Source organism: Streptomyces sp. NPDC040589 (assembly GCF_055594445.1).
In genome coordinates this window covers 227,879-253,716 of record NZ_JBVIWP010000009.1, presented here as the reverse complement: position 1 = coordinate 253,716, position 25,838 = coordinate 227,879, and the positions used below count along the sequence as shown (strand labels likewise).

Annotated in this window: 24 protein-coding genes and 1 pseudogene; 9 read left to right on the top strand and 16 right to left on the bottom strand. The window is 71.0% G+C overall.

Annotated features, from left to right (window positions below; translation table 11 throughout):
• Positions 1–87 precede the first annotated feature (87 nt).
• The gene (locus tag ACZ58V_RS32920) at positions 88–1,038 is read left to right on the top strand and encodes an AraC-like ligand-binding domain-containing protein (protein WP_471294654.1); all 951 of its coding nucleotides are present in this window, start codon (positions 88–90) and stop codon (positions 1,036–1,038) included.
• A 2-nt stretch (positions 1,039–1,040) separates the two neighbouring features.
• Here ACZ58V_RS32920 and ACZ58V_RS32915 read toward each other — a convergent pair whose 3' ends face one another.
• The 7 genes from ACZ58V_RS32915 to ACZ58V_RS32885 all read right to left on the bottom strand — a co-directional run bounded on the left by ACZ58V_RS32915 (position 1,041) and on the right by ACZ58V_RS32885 (position 8,769).
• Entirely contained in the window at positions 1,041–1,907 is an 867-nt protein-coding gene (locus ACZ58V_RS32915; protein WP_468195818.1) for a 3-hydroxybutyryl-CoA dehydrogenase, read from the bottom strand.
• A 229-nt stretch (positions 1,908–2,136) separates the two neighbouring features.
• Complete coding sequence (locus ACZ58V_RS32910) at positions 2,137–3,042, bottom strand: LysR substrate-binding domain-containing protein (protein WP_471294652.1); 906 nt, start codon at positions 3,040–3,042, stop codon at positions 2,137–2,139.
• Positions 3,043–3,130: 88 nt separating this feature from the next.
• A complete protein-coding gene (locus ACZ58V_RS32905; protein WP_471294649.1) occupies positions 3,131–4,231 on the bottom strand; it encodes an alcohol dehydrogenase catalytic domain-containing protein in 1,101 nt (366 codons plus the stop codon).
• 47 nt (positions 4,232–4,278) lie between these two features.
• On the bottom strand, positions 4,279–4,833 hold the full coding sequence (locus ACZ58V_RS32900) for a carboxymuconolactone decarboxylase family protein (RefSeq protein ID WP_471294647.1): 555 nt from the start codon (positions 4,831–4,833) through the stop codon (positions 4,279–4,281).
• Between the two features lie 25 nt (positions 4,834–4,858).
• On the bottom strand, positions 4,859–5,863 hold the full coding sequence (locus ACZ58V_RS32895) for a VOC family protein (protein WP_471294644.1): 1,005 nt from the start codon (positions 5,861–5,863) through the stop codon (positions 4,859–4,861).
• Between the two features lie 87 nt (positions 5,864–5,950).
• The gene (gene eno, locus ACZ58V_RS32890; protein WP_471294642.1) at positions 5,951–7,261 is read right to left on the bottom strand and encodes a phosphopyruvate hydratase; all 1,311 of its coding nucleotides are present in this window, start codon (positions 7,259–7,261) and stop codon (positions 5,951–5,953) included.
• 476 nt (positions 7,262–7,737) lie between these two features.
• Complete coding sequence (locus ACZ58V_RS32885; protein ID WP_468195806.1) at positions 7,738–8,769, bottom strand: LacI family DNA-binding transcriptional regulator; 1,032 nt, start codon at positions 8,767–8,769, stop codon at positions 7,738–7,740.
• A gap of 94 nt (positions 8,770–8,863) precedes the next feature.
• On the opposite strand from ACZ58V_RS32885, the gene ACZ58V_RS32880 reads away from it, so the two are divergent.
• Positions 8,864–9,688, top strand: coding sequence for a fumarylacetoacetate hydrolase family protein (locus tag ACZ58V_RS32880; RefSeq protein WP_471294640.1), 825 nt, complete (start codon positions 8,864–8,866; stop codon positions 9,686–9,688).
• 89 nt (positions 9,689–9,777) lie between these two features.
• Here ACZ58V_RS32880 and ACZ58V_RS32875 read toward each other — a convergent pair whose 3' ends face one another.
• Positions 9,778–11,046, bottom strand: a complete 1,269-nt coding sequence (locus ACZ58V_RS32875; RefSeq protein WP_471294638.1) for an MFS transporter — start codon at positions 11,044–11,046, stop codon at positions 9,778–9,780.
• A 586-nt stretch (positions 11,047–11,632) separates the two neighbouring features.
• Here ACZ58V_RS32875 and ACZ58V_RS32870 point away from each other — a divergent pair.
• The 3 genes from ACZ58V_RS32870 to ACZ58V_RS32860 are packed head-to-tail and all read left to right on the top strand — an operon-like array spanning position 11,633 to position 14,256.
• A complete protein-coding gene (locus ACZ58V_RS32870; protein WP_471294635.1) occupies positions 11,633–12,637 on the top strand; it encodes a C-terminal binding protein in 1,005 nt (334 codons plus the stop codon).
• Complete coding sequence (locus tag ACZ58V_RS32865) at positions 12,634–13,695, top strand: phosphotransferase family protein (RefSeq protein WP_471294633.1); 1,062 nt, start codon at positions 12,634–12,636, stop codon at positions 13,693–13,695. The genes ACZ58V_RS32870 and ACZ58V_RS32865 overlap by 4 nt, the downstream gene beginning before the upstream one ends.
• A 30-nt stretch (positions 13,696–13,725) precedes the next feature.
• The gene (locus ACZ58V_RS32860; protein WP_471294630.1) at positions 13,726–14,256 is read left to right on the top strand and encodes a cupin domain-containing protein; all 531 of its coding nucleotides are present in this window, start codon (positions 13,726–13,728) and stop codon (positions 14,254–14,256) included.
• Positions 14,257–14,294: 38 nt separating this feature from the next.
• Here the strand turns inward: ACZ58V_RS32860 and ACZ58V_RS32855 are convergent, their stop codons facing one another.
• The 7 genes from ACZ58V_RS32855 to ltnD are packed head-to-tail and all read right to left on the bottom strand — an operon-like array spanning position 14,295 to position 21,186.
• Complete coding sequence (locus tag ACZ58V_RS32855; protein WP_468195793.1) at positions 14,295–15,041, bottom strand: FadR/GntR family transcriptional regulator; 747 nt, start codon at positions 15,039–15,041, stop codon at positions 14,295–14,297.
• Between the two features lie 42 nt (positions 15,042–15,083).
• Positions 15,084–16,097: a D-erythronate dehydrogenase gene (denD, locus tag ACZ58V_RS32850; protein ID WP_471294627.1), complete on the bottom strand. Its 1,014-nt coding sequence runs from the start codon at positions 16,095–16,097 to the stop codon at positions 15,084–15,086.
• Complete coding sequence (gene otnI, locus ACZ58V_RS32845; protein ID WP_471294624.1) at positions 16,094–16,897, bottom strand: 2-oxo-tetronate isomerase; 804 nt, start codon at positions 16,895–16,897, stop codon at positions 16,094–16,096. Before otnI ends, denD begins: the two co-directional genes overlap by 4 nt.
• A 36-nt stretch (positions 16,898–16,933) precedes the next feature.
• On the bottom strand, positions 16,934–18,241 hold the full coding sequence (locus ACZ58V_RS32840) for an MFS transporter (protein ID WP_468195785.1): 1,308 nt from the start codon (positions 18,239–18,241) through the stop codon (positions 16,934–16,936).
• A gap of 50 nt (positions 18,242–18,291) precedes the next feature.
• Complete coding sequence (locus ACZ58V_RS32835; RefSeq protein WP_468195783.1) at positions 18,292–18,990, bottom strand: class II aldolase/adducin family protein; 699 nt, start codon at positions 18,988–18,990, stop codon at positions 18,292–18,294.
• Positions 18,987–20,267, bottom strand: a complete 1,281-nt coding sequence (gene otnK / locus ACZ58V_RS32830) for a 3-oxo-tetronate kinase (RefSeq protein ID WP_471294622.1) — start codon at positions 20,265–20,267, stop codon at positions 18,987–18,989. The genes ACZ58V_RS32835 and otnK overlap by 4 nt, the downstream gene beginning before the upstream one ends.
• Before the next feature lies 1 nt (position 20,268).
• Positions 20,269–21,186, bottom strand: coding sequence for an L-threonate dehydrogenase (gene ltnD, locus ACZ58V_RS32825; protein ID WP_468195778.1), 918 nt, complete (start codon positions 21,184–21,186; stop codon positions 20,269–20,271).
• A gap of 114 nt (positions 21,187–21,300) precedes the next feature.
• Between ltnD and ACZ58V_RS32820 the strand changes: the two are divergent.
• The 4 genes and pseudogenes from ACZ58V_RS32820 to cobM form a co-directional block, all read left to right on the top strand.
• Positions 21,301–21,441 (top strand): annotated as a pseudogene (locus ACZ58V_RS32820) (acyl-CoA dehydrogenase); the annotation flags it as partial.
• Positions 21,438–22,508, top strand: a complete 1,071-nt coding sequence (locus tag ACZ58V_RS32815; RefSeq protein WP_471294619.1) for an enoyl-CoA hydratase/isomerase family protein — start codon at positions 21,438–21,440, stop codon at positions 22,506–22,508. The pseudogene ACZ58V_RS32820 and the gene ACZ58V_RS32815, both read left to right, overlap by 4 nt.
• A gap of 147 nt (positions 22,509–22,655) precedes the next feature.
• On the top strand, positions 22,656–23,927 hold the full coding sequence (gene cbiE, locus ACZ58V_RS32810) for a precorrin-6y C5,15-methyltransferase (decarboxylating) subunit CbiE (protein WP_471294616.1): 1,272 nt from the start codon (positions 22,656–22,658) through the stop codon (positions 23,925–23,927).
• Positions 23,924–24,673: a precorrin-4 C(11)-methyltransferase gene (gene cobM / locus ACZ58V_RS32805; RefSeq protein WP_471294614.1), complete on the top strand. Its 750-nt coding sequence runs from the start codon at positions 23,924–23,926 to the stop codon at positions 24,671–24,673. Before cbiE ends, cobM begins: the two co-directional genes overlap by 4 nt.
• Before the next feature lie 34 nt (positions 24,674–24,707).
• Here the strand turns inward: cobM and ACZ58V_RS32800 are convergent, their stop codons facing one another.
• Positions 24,708–25,826, bottom strand: a complete 1,119-nt coding sequence (locus tag ACZ58V_RS32800) for a cobalt-precorrin-5B (C(1))-methyltransferase (RefSeq protein WP_471294611.1) — start codon at positions 25,824–25,826, stop codon at positions 24,708–24,710.
• Positions 25,827–25,838 lie beyond the last annotated feature (12 nt).

Sequence of the window (25,838 nt, the reverse complement as noted above, 5' to 3'; positions counted from 1 at the left end):
AGCGCCCCGGGAGACCTACCATTCCTCGCCAGGAGTGCCGTCCGAGCCCGTTCCCGTGGGTTCCGGCACCGCCGGGAGGAGAGCCGCATGCCCCGGATCACGACGCCGAGCGAAGGTACGGTCACCGAGCGACTGGACTGCTGGCGGGACGCCGTGAGCCGGAACCTCGTGCCCCTGGAGGTCCGGCCGCGCGAGAGCGCCGACTTCAGGGCGTCCCTGCACGCCGTGCGGGTCGGTCAGGTGCAGATGTCGGTCATCTCGGCCGAGCCGCACAGCATCGCGCGCACCCGCCGCCACATCGCGTCCGACGCCCCGGACTTCTTGCAGCTGACGGTGCAGCTCTCCGGGCAGGGCGTGCTGACCCAGCGGGACCGCCGGGCCGAAGTGGGGCCGGGGGAACTGGTCGTGTACGACACACGCCGTCCCTTCACCTACGACCTGCACCGGTCCCACACCGGTCTCGTGCTGATGTTCCCGCGGACCATGCTGCCGTTGGCGGAGCGTGACCTGCTGCGGGTGACGGCGACTCCGGTGCCCTGCCACGACGGGCTCGGGCAGGTGATCCTGCCCCTGCTGCGCGGGCTGGCGCGGCAGATGGAACTCCTGGAGACCCGGGGCACGCCCCGGCTCGCCGACAACGTGATCGACCTGGTCGGCACCCTGCTCGCGGAGCACGCGGACGGGGACCGGAGGGCCGAGGAGGCCGGCCCGGACCTGCTCACCGAGCGCGTCCTCGGCTACATGGAGCAACGGCTCGCGGACCCCGGGCTGAGCCCTGAGGGCATCGCCGCCGCCCACCGCATCTCCCGCCGCTACCTGTACAAGCTGCTGGCCGCGCGGGGACACACGGTGTCGGGCTGGATCCGGGAACAGCGCCTCGCCCGGTGCCGGCGCGACCTCACCGATCCGGCGCTGGACCACCTTCCGGTCGGTGCCGTCGGCGGGCGCTGGGGTTTCGCGGACCCTGCCCATTTCAGCCACGCCTTCAAGGCGGCCTACGGTATGAGTCCCCGGGAGGCCCGCGCGGCGCGTCGATGACGTCAGGCGGGCTGGTAGTCGAAGAAGCCCTGCCCCGACTTGCGGCCCAGCAGACCCGATTCGACCATGCGGCGCAGCAGCGGGGGAGGGGCGTACAACGGCTCCCGGTACTCCTCGTAGAGCGCTTCCCCTATCGCCGCCACGGTGTCCAGTCCGATGAGGTCGGCGAGGCGCAGCGGCCCCATGGGGTGGGCGCACCCGGCCGTCATGCCCGTGTCGATGTCCTCCGCGGTCGCCGTGCCGGAGGCGACCATGCGCACCGCGGCCAACAGGTAAGGCACCAGCAGGGAGTTCACCACGAAACCCGCGCGGTCCTGCGCGACGATCGTTCTCTTGCCCAGGATGTCGCCCGCGAAGGCCCGCACGCGCCGCTCGGTGCTTTCCGAGGTGTGCAGGGAGGGGACGATCTCCACCAGCGGCATGACGGGGACCGGGTTGAAGAAGTGCAGGCCGATCACCGTCTCGGGACGGCCGGCGGCGGCCGCGAGCCGGGCGATGGGGATCGAGGAGGTGTTGCTGGCCAGGACGGCCGCCGGGTCCGTGACCACCTCGCCCAGCTGCCGGAACAGTGCCGTCTTGGCCCGCTCGTCCTCGACGGCCGCCTCGATGACCAGGTCCGCCCCGCCCAGGCGGGAGAGGTCCTCGGTGACCGAGATCCCCGCCAGGGCGTGCGCGCGGTCCTCGGGCGCGAGGGCACCGCGCTTCTCCGCCTTCAGCAGGGAGTCCGCCACGCCCGCCAGGCCGGCGCGGGCTCTGTCCTCGGTCAGGTCGCACAAGGTGACGTGCAGTCCGGCCCGGGCACACACCTCGGTGATGCCCTGGCCCATCTGGCCCGCGCCCACGACCCCCACGTGCCTGATCGCTGTCATCTCATTCTCCGCCTGTCCTCCGTCGTTGGGCGGTCGATCGACGCCGCCACGGTGTGTGCCGCGGTGTCGAGCGTAGGCCGGATAGACCCCCTCTGACCTGCTTGAACAATGCGTCATCCGCGTACAAACGTGCGCCGGTTCGATGGTGGGGCGCACCGCCCGTCGCCTCGGCGACCGCATGCCGACGGGACGTCGGGCACATGCCGGACGCCTGACGCGGAACGGCGTTTCAGGCCGCGGCCGTGGCGGCGGCCGCCTCCCGCAGCCGGCGGATCACGCCGCGCACCGCGGGCGAGGTCTCCCTCTTGCGATAGGCACCGACCAGCCGGGTGGTCAGCGCCACGTCCGCCAGGGGCCGGTACGCCACTCCCGGGATCTGTACCCGGCGCAGCGAATCGGGGACCAGGGCCACCGCGAGACCGCCGCCCACCAGTGTCAGGGCCGCGATGTAGTCCCGCACCGGGGGAGCGCACCGCGGACCGAACCCCCCTTGCTCCGCCACCTCGAGGATCTGGTCACGGCAGCCGTACTCCTCGTCGAAGTGCGGGGCCACGAAGCACTCGTCGCGCAGCTTCGCCGCCGGTACCGCGTCGTACGCCGCCAAGGGCGCAGCGGCGGGCAGCGCCAGAACCACCTGCTCGGTGAGCAGGCAGGTGGCCGTGACGTCGGGTGGGTACTCCGGCCGCCAGCGCAGAAAGCCGACGTCGATGTCCCCGCAGGCCAGCGCCTCCAGTTGGGCAGGCGTCTCCAACTCGCGTACCTGTACCGTCAGTTCGGTGCCCGGGGCCGCGCAGCGGGTGAGGACGTCGGTCAGCACCCCGGAGAACGCGGCCGAGGCGACGTAGGCGATCTGGGCGTGTCCCAGCTCCCCGCGGCCGGCACGCCGGCCCACCGCCTCGGCCCGGGCGGCCTGGGCGAGCGTCAGCCGGGCTTCCTCGAGGAAGAGCCGCCCGGCGCTGGTCAGGGCCGGGCGGGTGCGCCGTCCGCGGTCGATGAGCCGAACGCCCAGGTGGGACTCGAGCGCTCTGATCTGGGCGCTGAGCGCCGACGGCGCGAGGTGCAGCCGGTCCGAGGCCCGCGCGAAGTGCAGTTCCTCCGCGACGACGACGAACGATTCCAGCCAGCGCAGTTCCACCGGTACCTCCTCCGCCCTGCCGGTACACCCCGCGGCGGCGTCAGGGCAGAACAGGTCCGCCGCGGGGTGAGTATGGGGGATCGGCGCCTCAGGGGATCACGACGTAGTTGCTGAATCCGCCGTCGAGGTCCGTGGCGCGCCCCGAGATCGCCTCGTTGACCTCGGACAGCGGGAAGGGCTTGGTGATCAGGTACGACAGGTCCAGGGCTCCGGTCGCCACCATGTCGGCGACCTCCTGGCCCTGCGCGGTGGTGAACCAGTTGGAGCCGATCAGCTGGACCTGCTCGTCCATCAGCCACTTCACGTCCACGGGCAGCAGGTCCGCCACACCTCCGACGTTCACCACCCTGCCGCCGCGGCGGACGCCCCGCATGGAGTCGAGCATCGTCTCCACGGGGGCCTTGGCACCGAGCGCGCTGATGACGAAGTCGGCCCCCTCGCCGCCCGTGCGGGACCTCGCCCACTCGCCGGTGGAGCCCTCGCCCAGCCGCATGACCTCGATCCGGTCCGGGGCCAGCTCCTTGACGCGCTTGAGGAGTTCCTCGTTGCGGCCGGTGCCGAGGACCCTGGAGACACCCGAGGCCAGCGCGAGGAGGGCGGAGGCGACGCCGAGCGTTCCGGTGATCCCGTCGATCAGCGCGACCTGGCCGGGGCCGGCCGCGGCGTGCCTCAGGGCGCCGTAGGAGGTGCCGATGTAGCCGAGCTTGCCGGCCTGCTCGAACGTCATGGTGTCGGGGATGTTGACGATCGAGTACTGCGGAGCCGTCATGTACTCGGCGAAGCCGCCGTAGGGGTAGAGGTCGAAGATCCGCTGGCCGTCTCGGGACGTGCTGAAGTAGCCGTTCAGAGTGAAGTAGCGGCACCGGCTGAGCTCGCCGCCGCGGCACACCTGGCAGCTGCCGCAGGACCGCAGCGGACTCACATAGACCCGGTCCCCGGGCTTGGTGTTGAGGACGGCCTCGCCGACCGCCTCGACCACACCGGCGGGATCCAGGCCGAAGACCGCGGGCAACTTGGGCAGCGGCTGGTGCGGATACCAGGTGGGCCAGTTGTTGATCACGTTGGCCATGTTCGGCACGATTCCGCATGCCTTGACCCGCACCAGTACATCGGTCGGCCGCGGGGTGGGCACATCGATCGTGTCCACCGTCATCGGCTCACCGAGCTGGTGCAGTCGTGCGGCGAGCATTTTCGCCATTGAAATACTCCTGAAAAGACGGGCCGTACGGTGCCGAATTACTGAGAACCGGGGAACGGGTTCGGGTAATTTTCCTCAAGGTCGATGTCCAGCAGACCCATGACGCGGACGCCGGAGTTGTACCAGGCGATGGACAGCGACAGTTCGACCATCTGCCGGTCCGTCAGATGAGCGGCGGCGGCGCGCCAGGTCTCCTCGGACACGTCGACCTGGAGCGTGGACTCCTTGGCGAGCCGCATGACGGCCTTCTCCGTCTCGTCGAACAGGCCCGACGACTCGAAGTCGGCCACCGCCGCGAGCTGTTCGCCGGTCAGTCCGGCCTTGAGACCGTGCGACTGGTGGTGCGCGACCTCGTACGCGGACCGGGTCGCGTGGCCCACGGTCAGAATGGCCAGCTCGCGCAGCCTGGGGCTGAGGTCGGCGGCGCGCAGGGAGTTGGCGTAGGTCAGGAAGGCGTCCAGCTGGGTGGGCGCATGGGTCAGGGCGAGGAAGATGTTCGCCGTCGGTACCTTGCGTTCGGCTTCCAGCCGGTCGTACAGGGGCTTCTGCGACTCGTCCGCGTCCTCGCGGCGCAGATAGGGGACTCGTGCCATGTCGTCTCCTCGGGGGACGGGAAGGTCAGTGCGGGGACTGCTCGAGCAGGAACCGCTCGAGCGTCATCGGGTTCGGAGGCTCGGTGGGTGGCGTCTGCTGCACCCCGGCGAAGGGCGACGCCTCGAAGTACCACTTCTCCAGCGCCGGGAACCCCCAGCGGACGTTCGTGCTGAGCGACCCGGCGTCCCAGCGCACGGGCTCGATCTCGGTGTCGATCGTCTGGTAGTGGGCGTTGAAGACCTCCACCCGGTGCCCGTCGGGGTCACGGAGGTAGGTGAAGAGCATCCCGCCCGGACCGTGCCGCCCAGGGCCTCGCTCGACGCCCTCGCCGTAGCCGAGGATCCCCGCCCAGTCGCAGGCGGTGAAGATGTCGCGGCTCTCGGAGACGGTGTAGGCGAAGTGATGGAGCGCGGGGCCGGTGTTCTCCACGAGCGCCAGGTCCAGGGTGGTCCCCTTGCGGTACATGAACGAGCTGAGCAGCTTGTCGCCGTGAGCCAGGTACTCGGAGTTCCGGAATCCGAGCTCGCCGTAGAACGCGGTCAGCTCGTACGTGTTCGGCGCGAAGGTCTGGAAGTGGTCCAGCCGTTGCGCGTGGGCGCCGCGGTAGTGCTCGAAGTCGATGTGCAGCCTCGGCCGTGTCTCCATGTGCGCGCAGAGTTCGAGCGGCGTGCCGACGGGGTCGGCGACATGCAGCGTGCGGCCCTGGTACGGGAGGTCGACCCACTCCGCGGGCAGCCCCCGGTCCCGGAACCATGTGTAGGCGACGTCGAGATCCTCGTCGAAGAAGACACGGAAGCCGATTCTCCGGCAGGCGCCGGCCCCCTCCTCGTCCAGCTCCAGTACGAGGCTGTGGTGGCAAGCCTCGGCGAGACCGCGGAGGTAGCAGGTGCGCTCGTCCTCGTCGCTGACGACGAGCCCGAGGGCTTTCACATAGAAATTCCGGCTCTCGGCGAGGTCGGCCACGGTGAGACGCACATGGGAGGCGCGGGTGATGTTGAAACTCGGGCGCAGATTGACGGGTGGCAGCATGCTGGTCTCCGTGCTCCGGTCAGCTCTTTATTGCGATGACTTTTCGATGACTGTAATACTTCGAGGCGCTAATGTTTCGAGGCGGTTTTACGGCCTGGCCGTGGAGGGCCCGGAATCGGAGAATGTGAACGCGGACCATCCGCTGAATTCCGCGGATTCACCCAGGGACTCCTCGATACGCAGCACCTCGTTCCACTTGGCCATGCGCTCGGAGCGGGTGAACGAGCCCACCTTCAGCTGGCCCGCGTTCCATCCGACGCTCAGATGGGCGATGGTGACGTCCTCGGTCTCGCCGGACCGGGCCGAGACGATGGTGCCGAACCCGGCGTCCTTTCCGGCGCGCAGCGCCTGGAACGCCTCCGTGACCGTGCCGGCCTGGTTCGGCTTGACGAGGACGGCGTTCGCGGCCCCGCTGGTGGCCGCCGCCTCCACCCGCTTGGCGTTCGTGACCAGGTAGTCGTCACCGATCACCTGGCAGCGGGCGCCGTGGCGCCGGGTGAACTCCACCATGCCGTCGGTGTCGTCCTCGCCCACCGGGTCCTCGACGGACAGGATCGGATACTGCCCGATCCAGTCGCCCAGCATGTCGATCAGCGCCGCGGTGTCCAGCGTGCGGTCGTCCAGGGCCAGCGTGTACCGCCCCCCGCTGCCGAACTGCGAGGCCGCGACATCCAGCGAGATGCCGACCTGCGCCAGGGGTTCGAACCCCGCCGTCTCGATCGCCCGGGTGAGCGTCTCGAGTGCTTCCTCGTTGGAGTCGAACGCGGGCCAGTAGCCGCCTTCGTCGGCCACGCCCTGTGCCTTCCCGGCCCTGCGCATCAGGCTTCCGGCCGCCCGGTAGATCTCCGCGGTCCAGTCGAGGGCCTCGGAGAAACTGCGTGCCGCGGGGCACATCACCATGAAGTCCTGGACGTCGACGCGGCGGTCGGCATGGGCGCCGCCGCCGAAGATCTGGATCTCCGGCAGGGGGATGCGGACCGGCCGTTCGCCCGCCAGGTGCCGCCACAGCGGTACGCCCGCCGACGCGGCGGCGGCGTGCAGCACCGCCATGGACGTGGCGACGATCGCGTTGCCGCCCAGGCGAGAACGGTCGGGGGTTCCGTCGAGGTCCACCAGGAGCCGGTCGACGGCTTCCTGATCGGCCGCGTCGCGGTCCAGGAGAGCGGGCGCGATCTCGCCGTTCACCGAACCGACCGCGCGGTGCACGTCGAGGCCGCCGAAGCGGCTGCCGCCGTCCCGCAGATCGAGCGCCTCACCCTGGCCCGTCGAGGCCCCGGCCGGCGCGATGGCACGCCCGACCGCGCCGTCCGCCAGACGCGCTTCGACCTCCACCGTGGGGCGCCCGCGGGAATCCCACACCCTGCGGCCGTGGAGCTTGGCGATCCGCGCGTCTGTCATGGCGGTGCAACCTTTCGAAGATCGGACGATCGGGGCACCGGGCGGTGCCCGTGTCTGCCGTGAGGGAGGGGTGCCCGGTGCCCGGAGGAGGTGTACGGAATGTCCGCGCGCAGTCGAGTGGGCGCGGTCCGTGGCCAGGGGAGGACGAGGGATGCTCATCCACTGCGGCTCTGATCGTGCTAACGATAGCGCAATCGTGCGCAGCGTCGAGGTTTCTGTCAAGAGGTAAGCGGCTCAATGATTCGGGGCTGTGGTGCGTGCTTCACTCCCCTTGGGAGTAGCGGCCCTTCAGTGCTATCGTTCGCACAACCCGTCCGTGTCACTGTGACGCTGCGGTAGGAACTCCGGCGAGCCCGCGCCGTCCTGGACGGACGGACAGCACAGGCGGCACGGGCTCGCCGGTCCGCGCCGAGCGGGTGCTCGACGCACTCGTGCGTACCGCTACGAGGCTGCCCGAGACGAAGCGGCGCCCTGGCTCAGGCGGCCCCGGACGGAGCCTTCCCGCCCGGGCGTGCCGTGCTGCCGCGCAGCACGAGTGAGCCTGGGGAGACCGAGGTGTACGGGCCGTCGTTGCTCGGCTTGGTCTTGAGGCGACGCATCATCCACAGTGCGCAGCCGGTGGCCATCTCCTGGATGGGCAGACCGATGGTGGTGAGTCCGGGACCCCACCAGGAGAATCCGGGCTCGTCCCCGAACCCGACCACGGACAGCTCCTCGGGCACCTTCACGCCCTGCCGTGACAGCTCTTCGAGGACGCCGAGGGTGAGCTGGATCGATCCCAGCACGAGCGCGGTGGGCGCGTCCGGCCCCCGCAGCAGCCGGCGCACCGCTTCGCGGCCGTGTTCGATCGACGACGGCGGCCCCAGTGCCGTCCGGCCCGCATCGTCCGGCAGGCCTCCTTCACGCAGGGCGCTGCGGAAGCCGCGCAGGCGCTCCGCGCCCGTGGGCAGCTCTTCCGGGCCGCCGAGGTAGGCGATGCGGGTATGGCCCTGTGCCACCAGGTGGGCCGTGGCCCCGCGCAGCGCCTCGTGGTCGTCCACGCCGAACCACTGCGAACCGAGGGACGGGTGGCGGCGCAGGAGCTGCAAGTGCGGCAGGGCGCGCAGGAGTTTGACGGACTCGCTGTGCGGGCGCGCGGTGGGCACGATGATGACGCCGGCCACGCGGTTCGCGGACAGCTCCCGCAGATGGCGCAGCTCCGCCGTGCGGTCGTCGTCGGTCTCCGAGAGCATCAGCTGGAAGCCCTCGGCCTCCATGTTCTTGGACAGCTCGTGCGCGATGGTCGAGTAGAAGCTGTTGCGGATGTCCGGGATCACCAGCGCGACCACGTTGCTGGACGCGCCGCGCATCATCCGGGCCGCCCGGTTGCCGACGTAGCCCATGTCGGAAGCGGCTTGCCTGACGCGGAACTTGGTCTCCTCGCTGATGCGCGGATCGTCGGCGAGCGCCCGCCCCACCGTCGACACGGAGACTCCGAGGCGCTCGGCGATGTCCCTGGTCGTGATCACGTATGGAGTCCCCTCGACTGGCTGGTCCCGTGTCGTCACTGCGCGTGTGCCAACGATAGCAGTGCTGCCGCTGTGCTAACGTTAGCATTGCTGGATGGGCCGTGCAGCCGCCTTTGGCTGCCTAGTTGCGGAGGTGTCCGTGCGGATCGTCAGGTATGCCGTCGGCGGCGTGCGGTACTACGGAGAACTCGAATCCGGTGATGTCACCATCGCCAGATTCGAGGGTGATCCTTTCACCGGGTTTTCCCTTACGGGGCACATCGACCGGGTCGCCGAGGCCGTCATTCTCCCGCCGGTCGAGCGATCCCGGATTTTCGGGTTCGCGTACAACTACGCCTCACATGTCGACGAGACCGACCGTGATATTCCCGAGGTTCCGGTGTGCTTCATGAAGCCGAGCACGGCGGTGGTCGGGCCGGGGGAGGCGATCGTGTATCCGGTCGACGGGGAACTGATCCATTTCGAGGGCGAGTTGGTCGTCGTCATCGGAAAGGAAGCCCGCCATGTGAAACCCTCCGACGCGCATGAGTACATCCTCGGATACACCTGCGGCAATGATGTCAGTGACCGCATCGTCCAGCGCAAGGAGAGCGCGTTCGGGACGCTTCTGATCGGGAAGGGCCAGGACACCTTCGCTCCCCTCGGGCCCGTCATCGCGACCGGACTCGACCCCTCAGGACTCTCCCTGGTCACCCGTGTGAACGGCACCGTCGTGCAGTCCGCGAGCACTGCCGACCTGCTGCTGCCGGTCCCGGAAATCGTCAGCTACCTCAGTCGCTATCTGACGCTGCTGCCAGGAGACGTGATCATGACCGGAACGCCGTCCGGTGTCGGTCCGATCCGCCCCGGGGACGAGGTGGAGGTGGAGATCGAGGGCATCGGCGTCCTGCGCAATCCGGTCGTGGCCGAGAGCCGTTGACGGGCGCTTGCCCGCCGGCGCCGGCCGTGACAGGGCCTGCCCACCGCTCGGCGGTGGGCAGGCCCTCGGTGTGTCGGCCGGGTGGGTCGTTAGCGGATCGCGTTGTTGAACCGCGCGGGGCGGACGAAGGCCAGGGCGACGACGCCCGCCAACGGCAGGACCGTGACCTGGAGCAGCCCTGCCCGGCTCCAGCCGAAGGTCTCCACGAGGGCGGCGAAGAGCAGGCCCGAGAGCGCCGCCGGGCCGTAGTAGCTGCTCACGAAGAGCCCGGAGGCGCGTCCGATCTGCGACGGACGCACGGCCCGCTGCATCGCGCTGTTGGTGTTGGGATAGACGAAGCCCAGTCCGAAGGCGCCCATGAGGAAGGCGAACACGCACTGCGGGCCCACCGCGGCCCGCGTCTCGTAGATGCACGTGCTGATGACCGAGACGGCCAGCAGGCTGAGGATCAGCAGGTTGCGCTGGTTCACGCGGTCGCCGAGCCAGCCGCCGAGCACGGCCGTCATGCCCCCGAAGCCGAGGAAGCTCATGGCCAGCGCGGCCTGTTCGGCGGAGTAGTGCAGCGAGCTGATGAGGTACGTCGGGTACAGGCCGAGGAACCCGTAGATGGCCACGCCGCTGACGACGGAGTGGACGGTCAGGGCGATCGTGTTGCGGTTGTAGGCGGAGGCCGGCATGTACTCGTAGGTCTTGGTCGAGGCGACCCGCTCGACGGTGTGCTCGGTCAGGCCGGCCTTGACGAGGAACAGGGAGGCGGCGGCGATCAGCAGCCCGGCCGTGCCGAACAGGTAGAAGGGCGCGTGCCAGGTGCCGTGCATGCCCATGAGTTCGACGCCGATCAGCGGGGCGATGAACACGCCGACGGAGTAGCCGACGCCGATGACACCGAAGGCGAGGCCGCGCCGGTGGACGAAGAAGGCGCCCATCGCCGCGAAGATGGCGGCGGACTGCATGCCCTCACCGAAGCCCGAGACGACCCGGTACAGGGTCATGTCGGCGAACCCGGTCGCCAGCGGCGTGGCCATCGTGCCCAGGGAGTAGATCACGATGCTGACTAGCAGGACCGTCCTGCGGCGGAAGCGGTCCAGGAGGTAGCCCGCGGGCAGGCCGGCCAGGGCCATTCCGAGGGTGAAGTTCGTTGCCAGCAGCCCGCCCTGCTCCAGGGAGAACCCGTACTCCGCGCGGATGGCGGGCAGCAGGGGAGGAAAGACCTGGCGGTCCATCGCATTGACCATGTAGGAGAGGACGATCAGCAGAAAGCCGACCCCGATCATGGTCCGGGAAATGGGAAGACGGCTCCCTTCCGGTGTGCTGTCGGCGGGAACTGCGCCGATGTCGACGTGCGCGGCGTGAGTCATAGCGGCTCCTGAGGAGGAATGGGCCGCGGCAGGGCGCGGCGGACGCATCGCCGGTACGGGTCCGTACGGGCGGCTACGACGGGATGCGATGAGGAGAGAAGAAGAGGCGAGAAGCGGTGAGCTGAACACGGACTGCGTCGGGTCGGCGTCGGCGAGCGGCCGCCGACCGGCGGCAAGGGGGCGATGGGCTGCGGGTCGGATGCCGCATGCGCAATTCAGCCGTATTTCGCCCGTCGGGGACGTCCGTGGCTATGGCGTCTTCGACAGCCGGACTTCGTGCGGACTCTTATGGGGTCACACGGTCGGCATTGGCAGAACCATGGAGGGAACTCCGTTGCGCGTCAAGATGTGAACACCGGTTTTCTTGGGAATTCCTCGTTCTCCCGCGCTCTTGACGCGTCGAAGTGCGCCAGTGCTATCGTTAGCATCACGTGGCTGTGACAGAGTGATGCGACGTGCCCCGGCATCTCGCGACCCCCAGGCGTGGCGCCCGTACCGACCACAAGTCGGCGAGCGCCGGCACCCCACCCGAGCCCAGCGAACCTCTCCACCTCACCCGCGCACGATTCTGCGAGGACGACCTTCCATGAACCCACCGAGCCGCCCCGGCACCGTGCTGCTCACCGACCACGCCTGGCCCGACGACTCCGTCGAGCGATCCGTCATCGAGCGGGCGGGCCACACCCTGGTGACCGGCCCCGCCGAGCCCGCCTCCGCCGAGGCGATCGAGGAGCTGGTCGCCGAGCACCGCCCCGCCGGCATCCTGACCTGCTGGGCACCCGTCTCCGCCACCGCGATCGGCACCGCGCCGGAACTGCGGGTCGTCGCCCGGCTCGGCGTGGGGCTGGACAACATCGCCGTGTCCACGGCCACCGAGCGCGGGGTGTGGGTCACCAACGTGCCCGACTACTGCGTGGAGGAGGTCTCCGACCACGCCGTCGGCATGGTGCTCGCCTGGACACGCGGACTGGCCGCGTTCGACCGGGAGGTCCGCGCCGGCCGCTGGAACCCCGCGAGTGCCCGGCTGCGCCGACTGGCGACGCTGACCTGCGGTGTCGTCGGCTTCGGGAGGATAGGGCGCGCCACGGCACGCAAGCTCGGCGCCTTCGGCTGCCGGACACTGGCCCACGACCCGCACACGCCGAAGGACGCCCCCGGTGTGGAGATGGTGGCCTTGGACGAACTGCTGCGCCGCAGCGACGTGGTGATCCTCCACCTGCCGCTCACAACGGAAACGTTCCACGTCATCGGAGCCGAGCAGCTGGAGCTGATGCGTCCGGGTGGTCTGCTGGTCAATGTCAGCCGGGGCGGCCTGGTCGACACGGACGCGGTGATCAAGGCGCTCGACAGCGGACACCTGGACGGTGCCGCTTTCGACGTCCTGGAGACCGAGCCGCACGTTCCCGCCGGGCTGTCGGCACAGCCCGGCGCGCTGCTCACCCCGCACGTCGCCTTCTCCTCCGACACGTCGGTGACGGAACTGCGCCGCCGCGCCGCCGAGGAGGTCGTGCGGGTCTTGGCGGACCAGGCGCCGGCCCACCCCTGCAACAGCCCCCAGGGCGTGACCACCGGACCGGGTGAAGGGCGATGAGCGCGGCTTCCGCACAGATCGGACCGGGCCCCGTGCCCGACATGGTGCTGAGCGACTTCCTGATGGCCGAGGGCCTCGCCGAGCCCGACGAGACCGCGACCTGGACGCCGCTGGCCGGTGGCGTCTCGTCCGACCTGTGGCGCGTGGACCTGCCGGGACGTTCCCTCTGCGTCAAACGCGCCCTGGCGAGGCTGAAGGTCGCGGCAGACTGGGAGGCACCGGTGTCGCGCAACGCCTACGAATGGGCGTGGATGCGGTTCGCGTCCCGGCACCGCCCGGACAGCGTGCCGGAGCTGCTGGCCCACGATCCCGCGGCGGGCCTCTTCGCCATGGCCTACCTGCCTCCCGAGCGGTATCCGATGTGGAAGGCGCAGCTGCTCTACGGCGAGGTGCGGGTGGCGACCGCGGCGGCGGTCGGGAAACTGCTCGGCGGCCTGCACGCGGCGAGCGCGGGCGATGCCGCCCTCGCCGAGGAGTTCGCGACCGACGACAATTTCCACGCCCTGCGCATCGCGCCGTACCTGCTGGCCACCGCCGCCGCGCACCCCGGCCTCGGCGACGTCCTCCAGGGCCTGGCCGACCGCACCGCCGGCACGCGCCTGGCGTTGGTGCACGGCGACGTCAGCCCCAAGAACATCCTCGTCGGCCCGTCGGGGCCCGTGCTGCTGGACGCCGAGTGCGCCTGGTACGGGGACCCGGCCTTCGACCTCGCCTTCTGCGTCAACCACCTGCTCCTCAAGAGCCTGGTGGTGCCGGGGTGCCGTGACGACCTTCTGCGGTCGGCCCGCGTCCTGGCCGAGGAGTACGTCAGGTGCGTCGACTGGGAGCCCCGCGCGGCCCTTCTCCACCGTGCCGCGACCCTGTTGCCGGCGCTGCTGCTCGCGCGCGTGGACGGCAAGTCCCCCGTGGAGTACCTCACCCACGAGGGGCACCGGCTGCTCGTGCGCACGGTCGCGTCGACGCTGCTGCGCGCGCCCGCGGCCACGGTCGCGGACGTCGTGGCCGCCTGGGAAACGGCCCTCGCGGCTCCGGCCGAAGCGGGCACGAGGCCCCACTGACACGCATCGGACCCGAGCGAGGAGAGACGTATGCGCAGAGTCGTCACCGGCCATGACGAGAACGGCAGGTCGGTCGTCGTCACCGACGGCCCGATCCCGCGCAGCCGGGAGTTCACCAGTCTGCCGGGCTGGGTGTCCCGGCTGCCCTGGGCCACCGAACCCGGCGAACCGGTCAGCAGGACAGGGGAGGACCCCACTCCCAAGGTCACCAGCCTGCTCCCGGCGCCCGGCGGCACGCGGTTCATCGTTCTGACCTTCCCGCCGGAATCCGCGCTGGCCGACCCCGCGTTCGACCCGGCGGCCTTCGACCAGGAGCAGCGGGCCGACTCGCCCGGCATCGCCGAACTCATCGAACCCGACGGCATGCACGCCACCGAGACCGTGGACTACGGCATCGTGCTGACGGGCGAGATCGTCCTCGAACTCGACGACGGCCACCGCACGCCGCTCTCGGCAGGGGACATCGTGATCCAGAACGGCACACGTCACGCCTGGCGCAACCGCAGCGGACGGGCGGCGACCATGGCCTTCGTCCTCATAGGCGTGGAACGCGACGACTGACGGACCGAGGGGGATCGGCCTGCGGGCGTACCGGCGCGTCAGGGAGCGCTGTCGAGATCCACCTCGATGTCCTCGGCGTCGGTCCAGAATCCGTCGTCCGCGTCCTGGAGGCGGGCGGCGGCGTGGTTCATGTGGAGGCGTGCGGCCGTGCGTGCCGCCTCCGCGTCGCGGGCCTCGACGGCGGCGAGGATGGCGTGGTGCTCCGCCCGGACCGCTTCGATGAAGTCGTTCCGGCGTGCCTCGTTCGCACGCGTGACGCGGATACCGCCGCGCGACACATCGCCCAGGTACCGCAGCGTCGAGACCATCACCGTGTTTCCGGTCGACTCGGCGATCGACCGGTGGAAGGCGAGGTCCTCGTCCACGCCGTCGCCGCCGGCCGCGACCGCCGAGTCGATCGCGTCCAGCGCCTGACGCATCCGTGCGAGGTCGAAGGGTGTGGCCCGGGTGGCCGCGAGATGGGCCGCCTCACCCTCCATGGCGCGGCGCACCTCCACGATCTGCAGCACCTTCGCCTTGGTGTCGGCGGCCTCCAGGTCGAGCGGGCGGGTGCGCCGCGGCAGGACGAACACGCCGATGCCCTGGCGCGGTTCGATCAGGCCCGCGTTGCGGAGCCGCGACAGCGCCTCGCGCACCACCGTGCGGCTGACGCCCAACTGCCTGACCAGCTCGACCTCTGTCGGCAGTCGGTCGCCCTCGGCCAGCCGCCCCGACTCGATCTCCTCCGAGAGGGTCGCGGCGACCTGATCCGCGAGCCGGACGGGACCGCTTACCTTGGAAAACATGGTTTTCAGTCTATAGGCCCGGGTCTCGTCGTTCCGCTTCCACTAGGCCTTGACCAGGACCGCGTCGGGGTGGTCGGCGAGGTAGTCCCGCACCACCGATTCGAAGCTCGGGTCGGGCTCCAGCCCGAGCGCGGCGGCCCGTGTGTTGTCGAAGACGGAGGGCCACGATCCCACCACGGCCTCGACGTCACGATCGGGCGCGACGGTCACCAGATCGGCCGCGGCGTCGCCCGCCACCCGCCGCAGCGTGGCCAGTATCTCGGCGACCGAGACCGTGAGTGCCGGGAGGTTGACGGGCAGTCCGCCGTCGAGCCGGCCCTTCCCGCTGCCGCGCTCTGCTTCCGCGATGCGGAGGATCCCCTCGACCGTGCGCCGTGGTGACGCCAGGGCAACCCGCAGGTCGGGGCGTACGGGGCAGATCGCGGGGAGGCCCGCGAGCGGCTCGCGGACGATGCCCGACAGGAAGCCGGAGGCGGCGGCGTTCGGCTTGCCGGGACGTACGGACACGGTCATCAGCCGGGCGACGCGTCCGTCGATGAAGCCCCGGCGCGTGTAGTCCGCGACGAGCTGCTCGCAGACGAGCTTCTGGATCCCGTAGCTCGACCGGGGCGTGGGCAGGGTCGACTCGCTGACGACCGGCGGGAGCGGCAGTGCCGGGTCGGAACCGTAGACCGCGACGCTGCTGGAGAACACCAGGCGCGGCACCGGCCCGCCGGCCGCCGACTGGGCCCGGGTGGCTTCGAGGAGGGCGCGGGTGGTGTCCAGGTTGGCGCTCATCCCGAGGTCGAAGTCGGCCTCGCACTCGGCCGAGACGGCGGCGGCGAGGTGGATCAGCACGTCCACCGGCTCCGCGAACACCTCGTCGAGACACTCGACCAGGTCACCCCGCACGATCTCCACCAGGGGATCGGCCGCCTGCGGCGCCCCGGGCGGCACGAATCGGTCGGTGAGCACCAGTTGATCGATCGGCGAACCACCGTGCGTCCGAGCCCTCAGCAGGGTGTCGGTGATCTCGCGTCCCAGAAAGCCGAAGCCGCCCGTGATGACGATCCTCATGCGCTGTCTCCTCGGTAGTCGTTGAGCCAGCCGAGGCCCTCGCTCGTGCCGGCACGGGGGATGTACTCGCAGCCGATCCACCCGTCGAAGCCCAGGTCGTCGACGACGCCGAACAGATGCCGGACGTCGAGCTCGCCGCTGTCCGGCTCGTTGCGGTCCGGCACGCCGGCGATCTGCAGATGGCCGACCCGGCCGGTCGGCAGGTCGCGGCGCAGCGTCGCCGTGAGATCGCCTTCGACGATCTGGCAGTGGTACAGGTCGAGTTGCACCTTGAGATTCGGGGCGCCCACCTCCCGTACCACCGCGTGGGCCTCCGCCTGCCTCGACAGGAAGTAGCCCGGCATGTCGCGGCCGTTGATCGGCTCGACCAGGATGTCGACCGCCAGCTCGGCGGCTCGCTCCGCTGCCCATTCGAGGTTGGCCAGGTAGGTGTCGCGGTGCTCGGCCCGCTCCTTCGGAGTCACGTCCGGCGGCAGGAGACCGGCCATCACGTGCAACCGCGGGCAGTCCAGTGCGGCGGCGTACTCGAGAGCCCGGGCGATTCCGGAGCGGTGCTCCGCCTCGCGGCCGGGCAGCGCCGCGATCCCGCGTTCTCCGGACTCCCAGGCCCCGGGAGGTGCGTTGAAGAGGACTTGCCTGAGGCCGTGGTCGTCGAGCCGGCGCCGCAACTCCGCGCTGTCGTAGGCGTAGGGGAAGAGGTATTCGACGGCGGTGAAGCCGTCCGCCGAGGCCGCGGCGAAGCGGTCGGGGAAGTCGTGCTCGGGATACATCATGGACAGGTTCGCTGCGAACCTCGGCATGCTGGCTCCTGTGGGGGGGGGACCGGGAGGGAACGGTCAGCGGTTGACGGTCTGCTTGTCGGTGGTGAGCACCGCGGCGGCGCCGACGACGAGGCTGAGCGCCAGGACGTACATCGGGAGCGATGTCGAGCCGGTGGCGTCCTTCAACGCGCCGATCATGTAGGGGCTGACGAAGCCGGCGAGGTTGCCCACCGAGTTGATCGCGGCGAGGCCGACCGCGGCTGCGGTGCCTCCGAGGAACGCGGTGGGGAGTGACCAGAACAGCGGCGCGCAGGTCAGCACCCCGGCCGCGGCGAAGGACAGCGCGGCCAGGGACAGCGCGGTGGACCCGGCCCAGCCGGCCGCCAGAGAGAAGCCGACGGCGCCCATGAGGCTCGGGACGACCAGGTGCCAGCGGCGCTCGCGGTGCTTGTCCGCCGAACGTCCCAGCACGTTCATCGTGACGAGTGCGGCCAGGAACGGCACGGCGCTGAGCGCCCCGATCGCCAGGTTGCCCTCGATGCCGGTGGACTCGATGAACGTGGGCATCCAGAAGGTCAGGGCGTACTGACCCATCACGAAACAGAAGTAGATGAGGCACATCAGCCACACCTTCGGCTCGCGGAAGGCGTCCCAGACCCGGCCGTGCACGGTCTGGTGCGCGGCGTCCTCGGCGATCGCCCGTTCGACGACGTCCTTCTCCTCGTCGGTGAGCCACTTCGCGGCGCGCACGCTGTTGTCGAGGTAGAACAGGGTGGCCACACCGATGAGGACGGCGGGTATCGCCTCCAGCAGGAACATCCACTGCCAGCCCTGCCAGCCCTTCACCCCCTGGAACCGGTCCATGATCCAGCCGGAGAGCGGGTTGCCGAAGATGCCGGCCACCGGGATCGCGGACATGAACATCGCGATCACCCGGGCACGACGCTGCGACGGGAACCAGTACGTGCAGTACAGGATCACCCCCGGGTAGAACCCCGCCTCCGCGGCGCCGAGGAGGAACCTGAGGACGTAGAACGTCGCCTCGTTGCTGACGAACACGAACGACGCCGAGACCAGACCCCAGCTGATCATGATCCGGGCGATCCAGGTGCGGGCGCCGACGCGCTGCAGCATCAGGTTCGACGGCACCTCGAAGAGGAAGTAGCCGATGAAGAACAGGCCGGCGCCGAGGCCGTACGCCGCCTCGCTGAATCCGAGGTCGTCGGACATCTGCAGCTTCGCGAAGCCGACATTGACCCGGTCGAGGTAGGAGACGACGTAACAGAGGACGAGGAAGGGGACGATGCGCCGTACGACCTTGCGGAAGACGGCGTTCTCACGGGCGACGTCGGGGACTTGGGACGCCGATATGGGCATGGACATGGCGATCCTTTGAGCGGCTCAGGGGAATTCTCCGGCAGGGGAGAAGGGGTTCACCACGCGGCGTTGAAGGTGGACCTGAGTTCATCGAGCGCGTGATCGGAAAGCGGCTCGGGGCGACGGTCGGTCATGAGCCAGAGACGTGCCGTCTCCTCGAGTTCTTCGAGGACGGCGAGAGCGGTGGCCGCGTCGGGGCCCCAGACCACGGGGCCCAGCCGGTCCAGCAGCACCGCCCTGATGGGCGTTCGGCTCGCTGCGCGGTCGGCGATGAGGGCGGTCACCAGGTCGGCCACGTGGGGGTCGCCGGGCCGGTGGTAGGGGATGAGCGGGACGTGCCCGACCTTCATCACGTAGTACGGCGTGAGGGGCGGCAGCACGTCCGCGGTGCTCCACACACCGGCCAGCGTGAGCGCGACCAGGTGCGTGGAGTGGGTGTGGACGACGAACCGGGCCGTGGGGTCGGCGGCACAGATGCGCCGATGGAGCGTCAGGGTCTTGCTGGCACGGTCGCCCGCGATCTGCTCACCCCGGGCGTCGACCTGTGCCAGGCGGCCGGGTTCGAGGAACCCCAGGGCGGCGTCGGTGGGCGTGATCAGATGGTGGTCGCCGACCTTGGCACTGATGTTGCCCGCGCTGGCGTGGACGTAGCCCCGGGCGAACAGGCTGGTGCCCACGCGGACGATCTCCTTGCGGGCCAGGTCGACCGTCTCGTCGTGTCCTGTCCCGGCGGCGGTGCTCGGCTGCGGGGTCATGCTGCCTCCTCGTCCAGGAGCGCGAAGGAACGGGTGAAGAAGTCGGGGCCGCCGAAGTTGCCGGACTTGAGCGTGATGTGGAGCGTGTCTCCGCCCGGAAGGGCCGCCGCGCACCAGGGCACACCGGGGTCGATCTGCGGCCCGATCCGGAGTCCGGTGACACCGAGCGCCTGGACGACCGCCCCCGAGGTCTCACCACCCGCGACGACCAGTCGGCGCACGCCACGTTCCACGAGCCCCTGTGCGATGCGGGCCAGCGTCCGCTCCACGAGCTCACCGGCCTCGGCGGCACCGAGCCGGCCCTGGACGGTGCGGACCGTGTCGGCCGACTCGGTGGAGTAGACGAGGACGGGCCCGTCGTCCAGGTGCGACTCGGCGAAGGCCAGGGCCTGCCCGACCACGTCCTCGCCTGCGGCCACGCGCAGCGGGTCCACGCTGAACGCGGGTCGGCCGGTGCGCAGGTACTCGAGGACCTGACGGTTGGTGGCCGTGGAGACCGAGCCCGAGACGACGGCCCGGTGACCGGCGGGGGGCGGCAGCTCCGCTGCGGCGCGGGACGGCTCGAACCCCCAGTTCGCGGGCAGGCCGATCGCCAGCCCCGAGCCGGCGGTCACCAGCGGGAAACCCTGGACCGCCGCGCCCAGCCGCACCAGGTCGTCGTTGGAGACGGCGTCGACGACGGCGATCCCGAAGCCGTCCTCACGCAAGGCGTCTACGCGGGCCCGGATCGCCTCGACGCCGTCGGCGACGTCCGTGTGGTCGATGAGGCCGACCTCCCGCGTGGTCTGCGCGCCGAGGACGGAGACCAGATTGGAGTCGGTCATCGGGGTGAGCGGGTGGTGGCGCATGCCGCTGTCGCTGAGCAGGACGTCGCCGACGAAGAGATGCCCCTTGAAGATCGTGCGCCCGTTGTCGGGGAACGCCGGCGTCGCGACCGTGAAGCCGGTGCCCAGGGCGTCCATCAGCGCCTCGGTCACGGGCCCGATGTTGCCGGCCGGCGTCGAGTCGAAGGTGGAGCAGTACTTGAAGTAGATCTGCTCGGCGCCCCTGGACCCCAGCCAGGCCAGTGCTCGCAGCGATGCCTCGACGGCGTCGGCCGCCGGGACGGTCCGCGACTTGAGGGCGATGACCACGGCGTCCGCGTCGATCGCCTGCTCGGCGCCGGCCGGTGGTGTGTCGATCAGCTGGACCACGCGCATGCCCGCGCGCACCAGGTTGTTGGCGAGGTCCGTGGCGCCGGTGAAGTCGTCGGCGATGCATCCGAGACGGATTCCCATGTCAGGCCTCCACCGGCTCGGGCAGGTCGACCCCCGGGAAGATCTTGATGACCGCGCTGTCGTCCTCGGCCCCCAGTCCGGACGCCGACGCCTGGAGGAACATCTGGTGGGCGGTGGCGGCGAGGGGGAGCGGGAACCGTTCCGGCCGGGCGGCGTCCAGTACGAGCCCGAGGTCCTTGACGAAGATGTCGACGGCCGAGAGGGGCGTGTAGTCACCGTCGAGCACATGGGCCATGCGGTTCTCGAACATCCAGGAGTTGCCGGCGCTGTGGGTGATGACCTCGTAGAGCGCCTCGGCGGGAACGCCGGCCTTGATGCCGAGGGCCATCGCCTCGGCCGCCGCGGCGATGTGCACGCCCGCGAGCAGCTGGTTGACGATCTTGACCTTCGAGCCGAGCCCGGCACGCTCTCCCAGGCGGTAGACGGTGCCGCTCATGGCCTCGAGCACGGGGTCGGCGAGCGAGTACGCCTTGGCCGAGCCCGACGTCATCATGGTGAGTTCACCGGCCGCCGCGCGCGCGGCGCCGCCGGAGATGGGCGCGTCCAGGTAGAGCACGCCCCGCTCGGCCAGTCGGCTTTCGAGCGCGGCGGACCAGCCCGGATCGACCGTGGAGCACATGACGAAGACGGCACCGGGGCGGAGCCGGTCGGCCGCGCCCTCGGCGCCGAACAGCACGGCCTCGACCTGCGCGGCGTTCACCACCACGCCGACCAGGACGTCCACCGCGGCTGCCAGCTCGCCACAGGTCCCGAACGCCGTCCCGCCGTCGCGGGCGAAGTCCGCGGCCGCCTCCGGCCGCAGGTCGTGAACGCCGACGTCGTATCCCGCCGCCCGCAGGCTCCGGGCCATCCCGAGGCCCATGGCTCCTAGACCCACCACGCCCACGCGCGGTCGTTCGGGCTTGTTCTGGTCGCTCATGCCCATCCTCGCCTTGCTGTGCCGTCCGGAAGGCGATTCACCCAACCGCCCGCCGTGAGATCAGGTCATATGATGACCTGAGGACAGAGGAATGTGCGGTGTGATGTCCGTCACGCACCCTCTTTGCATGGGGGGCCTTACCTCAGCGCGTACGGCATCGAGAAGATCGACCTGCGAGTCCACCAGCTCCTGGAAGGAATTAACGAGATCATGCGCGTCATCGCGGCCCGAGGCCTGACGGAGACACTCGGATGACCGACGTCCTCTTCCGTACGACGGGCCGGGCCGCCCACATCGTCCTCAATCGGCCCAAGGCCCTCAACGCCCTCACCCACGCCATGGTGCGCCGCGTCGACGAGGCCCTGACCGACTGGGAGCGGGACCCGGCCGTCGAGACCGTCGTCATCACCGGTGCGGGGGAGCGCGGCCTGTGCGCGGGCGGCGACATCCGCGGCATCCACGACGACGCCCGCGACGGGGACGGCACCGCCTCGGCCGCGTTCTGGCGCGACGAGTACCACCTCAACGCCCGCATCGCCCGCTACCCCAAGCCGTACGTCGCCGTCATGGACGGCATCGTCATGGGCGGCGGCGTAGGCGTCTCCGCGCACGGCAGCGTCCGGATCGTCACCGAGCGGTCGAGGATCGCCATGCCCGAGACCGGCATCGGCTTCGTCCCGGACGTCGGCGGCACCTACCTGCTCGCCCTCGCCCCGGGCGAACTCGGCACCCATCTCGCGCTGACGGGCGCCCAGATCGGAGCCGGGGACGCACTCCTGGCCGGTCTCGCCGACCACTACGTGCCCTCCGAGGCGCTGGGGCGGTTCGTCGACGACCTCGCCGGCATGCCCGTACGGGAGGCCCTGGACCGGCATGTGGAGCCCGCACCGGAAGGGGAACTGGCCGGGCGGCGGGAGTGGATCGACTCCTGCTTCGCCTCCGACACGGTCGAGGAGATCGTCCAACGGCTGCTCGCGCACGGCGACCCGGCGGCGAAGGAGACCGCCGAGACCCTGCTGGCCAAGTCGCCCACCTCGCTCAAGGTCACCCTCACCGCCCTGCGCCGCGCCCGCCGGCTCGGCCCGCTGGAACGGGTGCTGGAGCAGGAGTACCGGGTCTCCTGCGCGTCCCTGAGCACGCCCGACCTGGTCGAGGGCATCCGCGCCCAGGTCATCGACAAGGACCGCGATCCGCGCTGGTCACCGGCGACTCTCGACGAGGTCACCGAAGCCGACGTGGAGCGCTTCTTCGCACCCCTCGGCGAGCGCGAACTCGGGCTCGCCGGAGCCTCGGCCTGTCCCACCGGGCCCTGTTCGACGTGACCTCCACGGCCTCCGGCCGGCGCTGGGCGCTCCTCGCGATCGGAGCCGGAGCCTGTGCACCCGAGCAAAGGTGTGCTGGTCGGCGCCCAGTAGAGTGCGCCTTTGTCGCCCCACGAGAGCTGCCCCCGAATCCCGAGGTACCGCGCAGTGAACCCCGCACGTCCCGCACCGACCGCCGCCGTGACCGTCGTCGGGATCGGGGCCGACGGCTGGGAGGGGCTGACCGACGCCTCCCGTGCCGCGCTGGGCGAGGCCGAGGTCCTGATCGGCGGCCCGCGTCAGCTGGACCTGCTGCCCCCGCGGTGCGCCGGGGAGCGGATCGCCTGGCCCTCGCCCCTGCGCCCCGCGGTCCCCGGCCTGCTCGCGGCACACGCCGGCCGCCGGATCGCCGTACTGGCCAGCGGGGACCCCATGTTCTACGGCATCGGACGCGCCCTCGCCGAGGAAGTCGGGGAAGCGGGCGCCCTGCGCGTCATGCCCCACCCCTCCTCCGTCTCCTACGCCGCCGCCCGCCTCGGCTGGCCGCTGGAGGACGTCGAGGTCGTCACACTCGTCGGCCGGCCCGCCGCCCGTCTCGCCGCCGCCCTGCACGACGGTCGGCGGATCCTCGTCCTCAGCGCGGGCGCCGACACACCCGGCGAGGTCGCCGCCCTCCTGCGGGACCGGGGATTCGGCGCGAGCCGGATGCGGGTCCTGGAACAACTCGGCGGCGCGAAGGAGCACACGACCGCCGAGGCCACAGCGGACGACTGGCCGGACGCGCGGCCACCCGGCGACCCCCTCAACATCGTCGCCGTCACCTGCCACCGCGCCCCGGACGCCCCGCGCCTCGGAGCGGTGCCCGGCCTCCCGGACGACGCCTACGAGCACGACGGGCAGCTCACCAAGCGGCACGTGCGCGCCGTCACGCTCGGCACGCTCGCCCCCGCCCCCGGGGAACTGCTGTGGGACATCGGAGGCGGCTCGGGCTCGATCGCCATCGAGTGGATGCGCACCCACCCCTCATGCCGCGCGGTCACCGTCGAGCGGGACCCGGTGCGCGCCGCACGCATCACCCGCAACGCCGAGCGCCTCGGCGTGCCCGGCCTGCGGGTCGTCACGGGCGCCGCGCCCGCGGTCCTGGCCGAACTGCCCCCGCCCGACGCCGTGTTCATCGGCGGCGGCCTCACCGCGCCCGGCCTCCTCGACGCCTGCTGGGACGCCCTGCCGGCCGGTGGGCGGCTGGTCGCCAACACCGTGACACTGGAGTCCGAGGCGCTCCTCGCCGACGCCCACCGCCGGCACGGCGGCGAGCTGGTCCGGCTCGCGGTGGCGCACGCCGTGCCCGTGGGCGGATTCACCGGGTGGCGGCAGGCGATGCCGGTGACCCAGTGGGCCGCACAGAAGACCCTCGACACCCCTTCGGGAGCCAACAGATGACCGTGTACTTCATCGGCGCCGGACCCGGTGCCGCCGATCTGATCACCGTGCGCGGCGCCCGCACCCTCGGGGCCTGCCGGGTCTGCCTGTACGCGGGCAGTCTGGTCCCGCGCGAGCTGCTGGCCGAATGTCCGCCGGACGCCCGGCTGGTGGACACCGCGCAGCTCACCCTGGACGAGATCACCGCCGAGCTGGTCCGCGCCCACGAGGAGGGGCACGACGTGGCGCGCCTGCACTCCGGGGACCCGTCGGTGTTCAGCGCGGTCGCCGAGCAGATGCGACGCCTGGACGCGGCCGGAGTGCCCTACGAGGTGGTCCCGGGAGTCCCGGCCTTCGCCGCCGCGGCGGCGTCCCTGAAGCGGGAGCTGACCGTGCCGACCGTCGGCCAGACCGTGATCCTCACCCGCGTCGCCCAGCGTGCCACCGCCATGCCCGACGGGGAGGACCTGGCCACCCTCGGCCGCAGCGGCGCGCTGATCGTGCTGCACCTGGCCGCCGGCTACGTGGACCGTGTCGTCGACGAACTCCTCCCGCACTACGGCGCCGACTGCCCGGCCGCGGTCGTCGCCTACGCCTCCCGCCCGGACGAGGTGATCATCCGTGGCACCCTCGACGAGATCGCCGGGAAGACCAAGGAGGCCGGTGTGCTGCGCACGGCCGTGATCATGGTCGGGCGGACGCTGGGGGCGGAGGGGTTCCGGGACAGCCACCTCTACTCGGCGGAGCGGGAGCGTCACGTGTGCTGAGCGGCTCGGGTAGGCGCTTCCGGCGCCCGGCCCCTCAGGCCACGGAGCTGCGCCCCACCACCGTGCCCGCCCGGTCGATGCAGATCACGTCGACCGTGACCGGCGCACCGCGCAGCACGGCCAGTGCCTCGTCGCGAGCGGTCCTGGCGACCAGATCACCGAGCGGCACGCCGGCGGCCATGCACGACTGCAGAGCGGCCAGCCCGGTGTTGGCCTCGGCCACCTCGGCGCGCAACGCCTCGTCCGCGCCGCCCTGCCGGGCCAGTTCGGCGAGGAAACCCTTGTCGACCTGGGAGCGGGCGGAGTGCAGGTCGAGATGGCCGGCGGCGAGCTTGGACAGCTTGGCGAAGCCACCGCAGATCGTCAGCCGGTCGACGGGGTGGCGGCGGATGTACTTCAGCACGGCGCCCGCGAAGTCGCCCATGTCGAGCAGGGCGTCCTCGGGCAGCCCGTACTCGGCCACGACCGTCTTCTCCGACGTCGACCCGGTGCACCCGGCCACATGCGTACGGCCCGCGGCCCGCGCCACGTCCACACCCCGGCGGATGGAGTCGATCCACGCCGAGCAGGAGTACGGCACCACGACGCCGGTGGTGCCGAGGATGGACAGGCCGCCCAGGATGCCCAGCCGCGGATTCCACGTGGAGCGGGCGATCTCCTCGCCGTGGTCGACGGAGACGGTGATCTCGACGTCGCCGGTGCCACCGTGCCGGGCGGCGACCTCGGCCACGTGCTCGCGCATCAGCCGGCGGGGGACGGGGTTCACGGCAGGCTCGCCGACGGGCAGCGGCAGGCCGGGGCGGGTGATCGTCCCGACCCCGGGCCCCGCCTTGAAGACCACCCCGGCCCCGGCGGGCAGCCGCCGTACCGTGGCCCGGACCAGCGCGCCGTGCGTGACATCCGGGTCGTCGCCCGCGTCCTTGACGACGCCCGCCATCGCGAACCCCTCGCCCAGCTCCTCGGCCGCCAGCGCGAACGACGGTGTCTGCCCCTTGGGCAGGGTGATCGTCACCGGGTCGGGGTACTCCCCGGTCAGCAGCGCCGTGTACGCGGCCGTCGTGGCCGCCGTCGCACAGGCGCCGGTGGTCCACCCGTGCCGCAGGCCGGTGTGCTCCAGCTGGGCCCTGCGGCCACCCTTCACTTCGCTGCTCATGAACGGACCTGG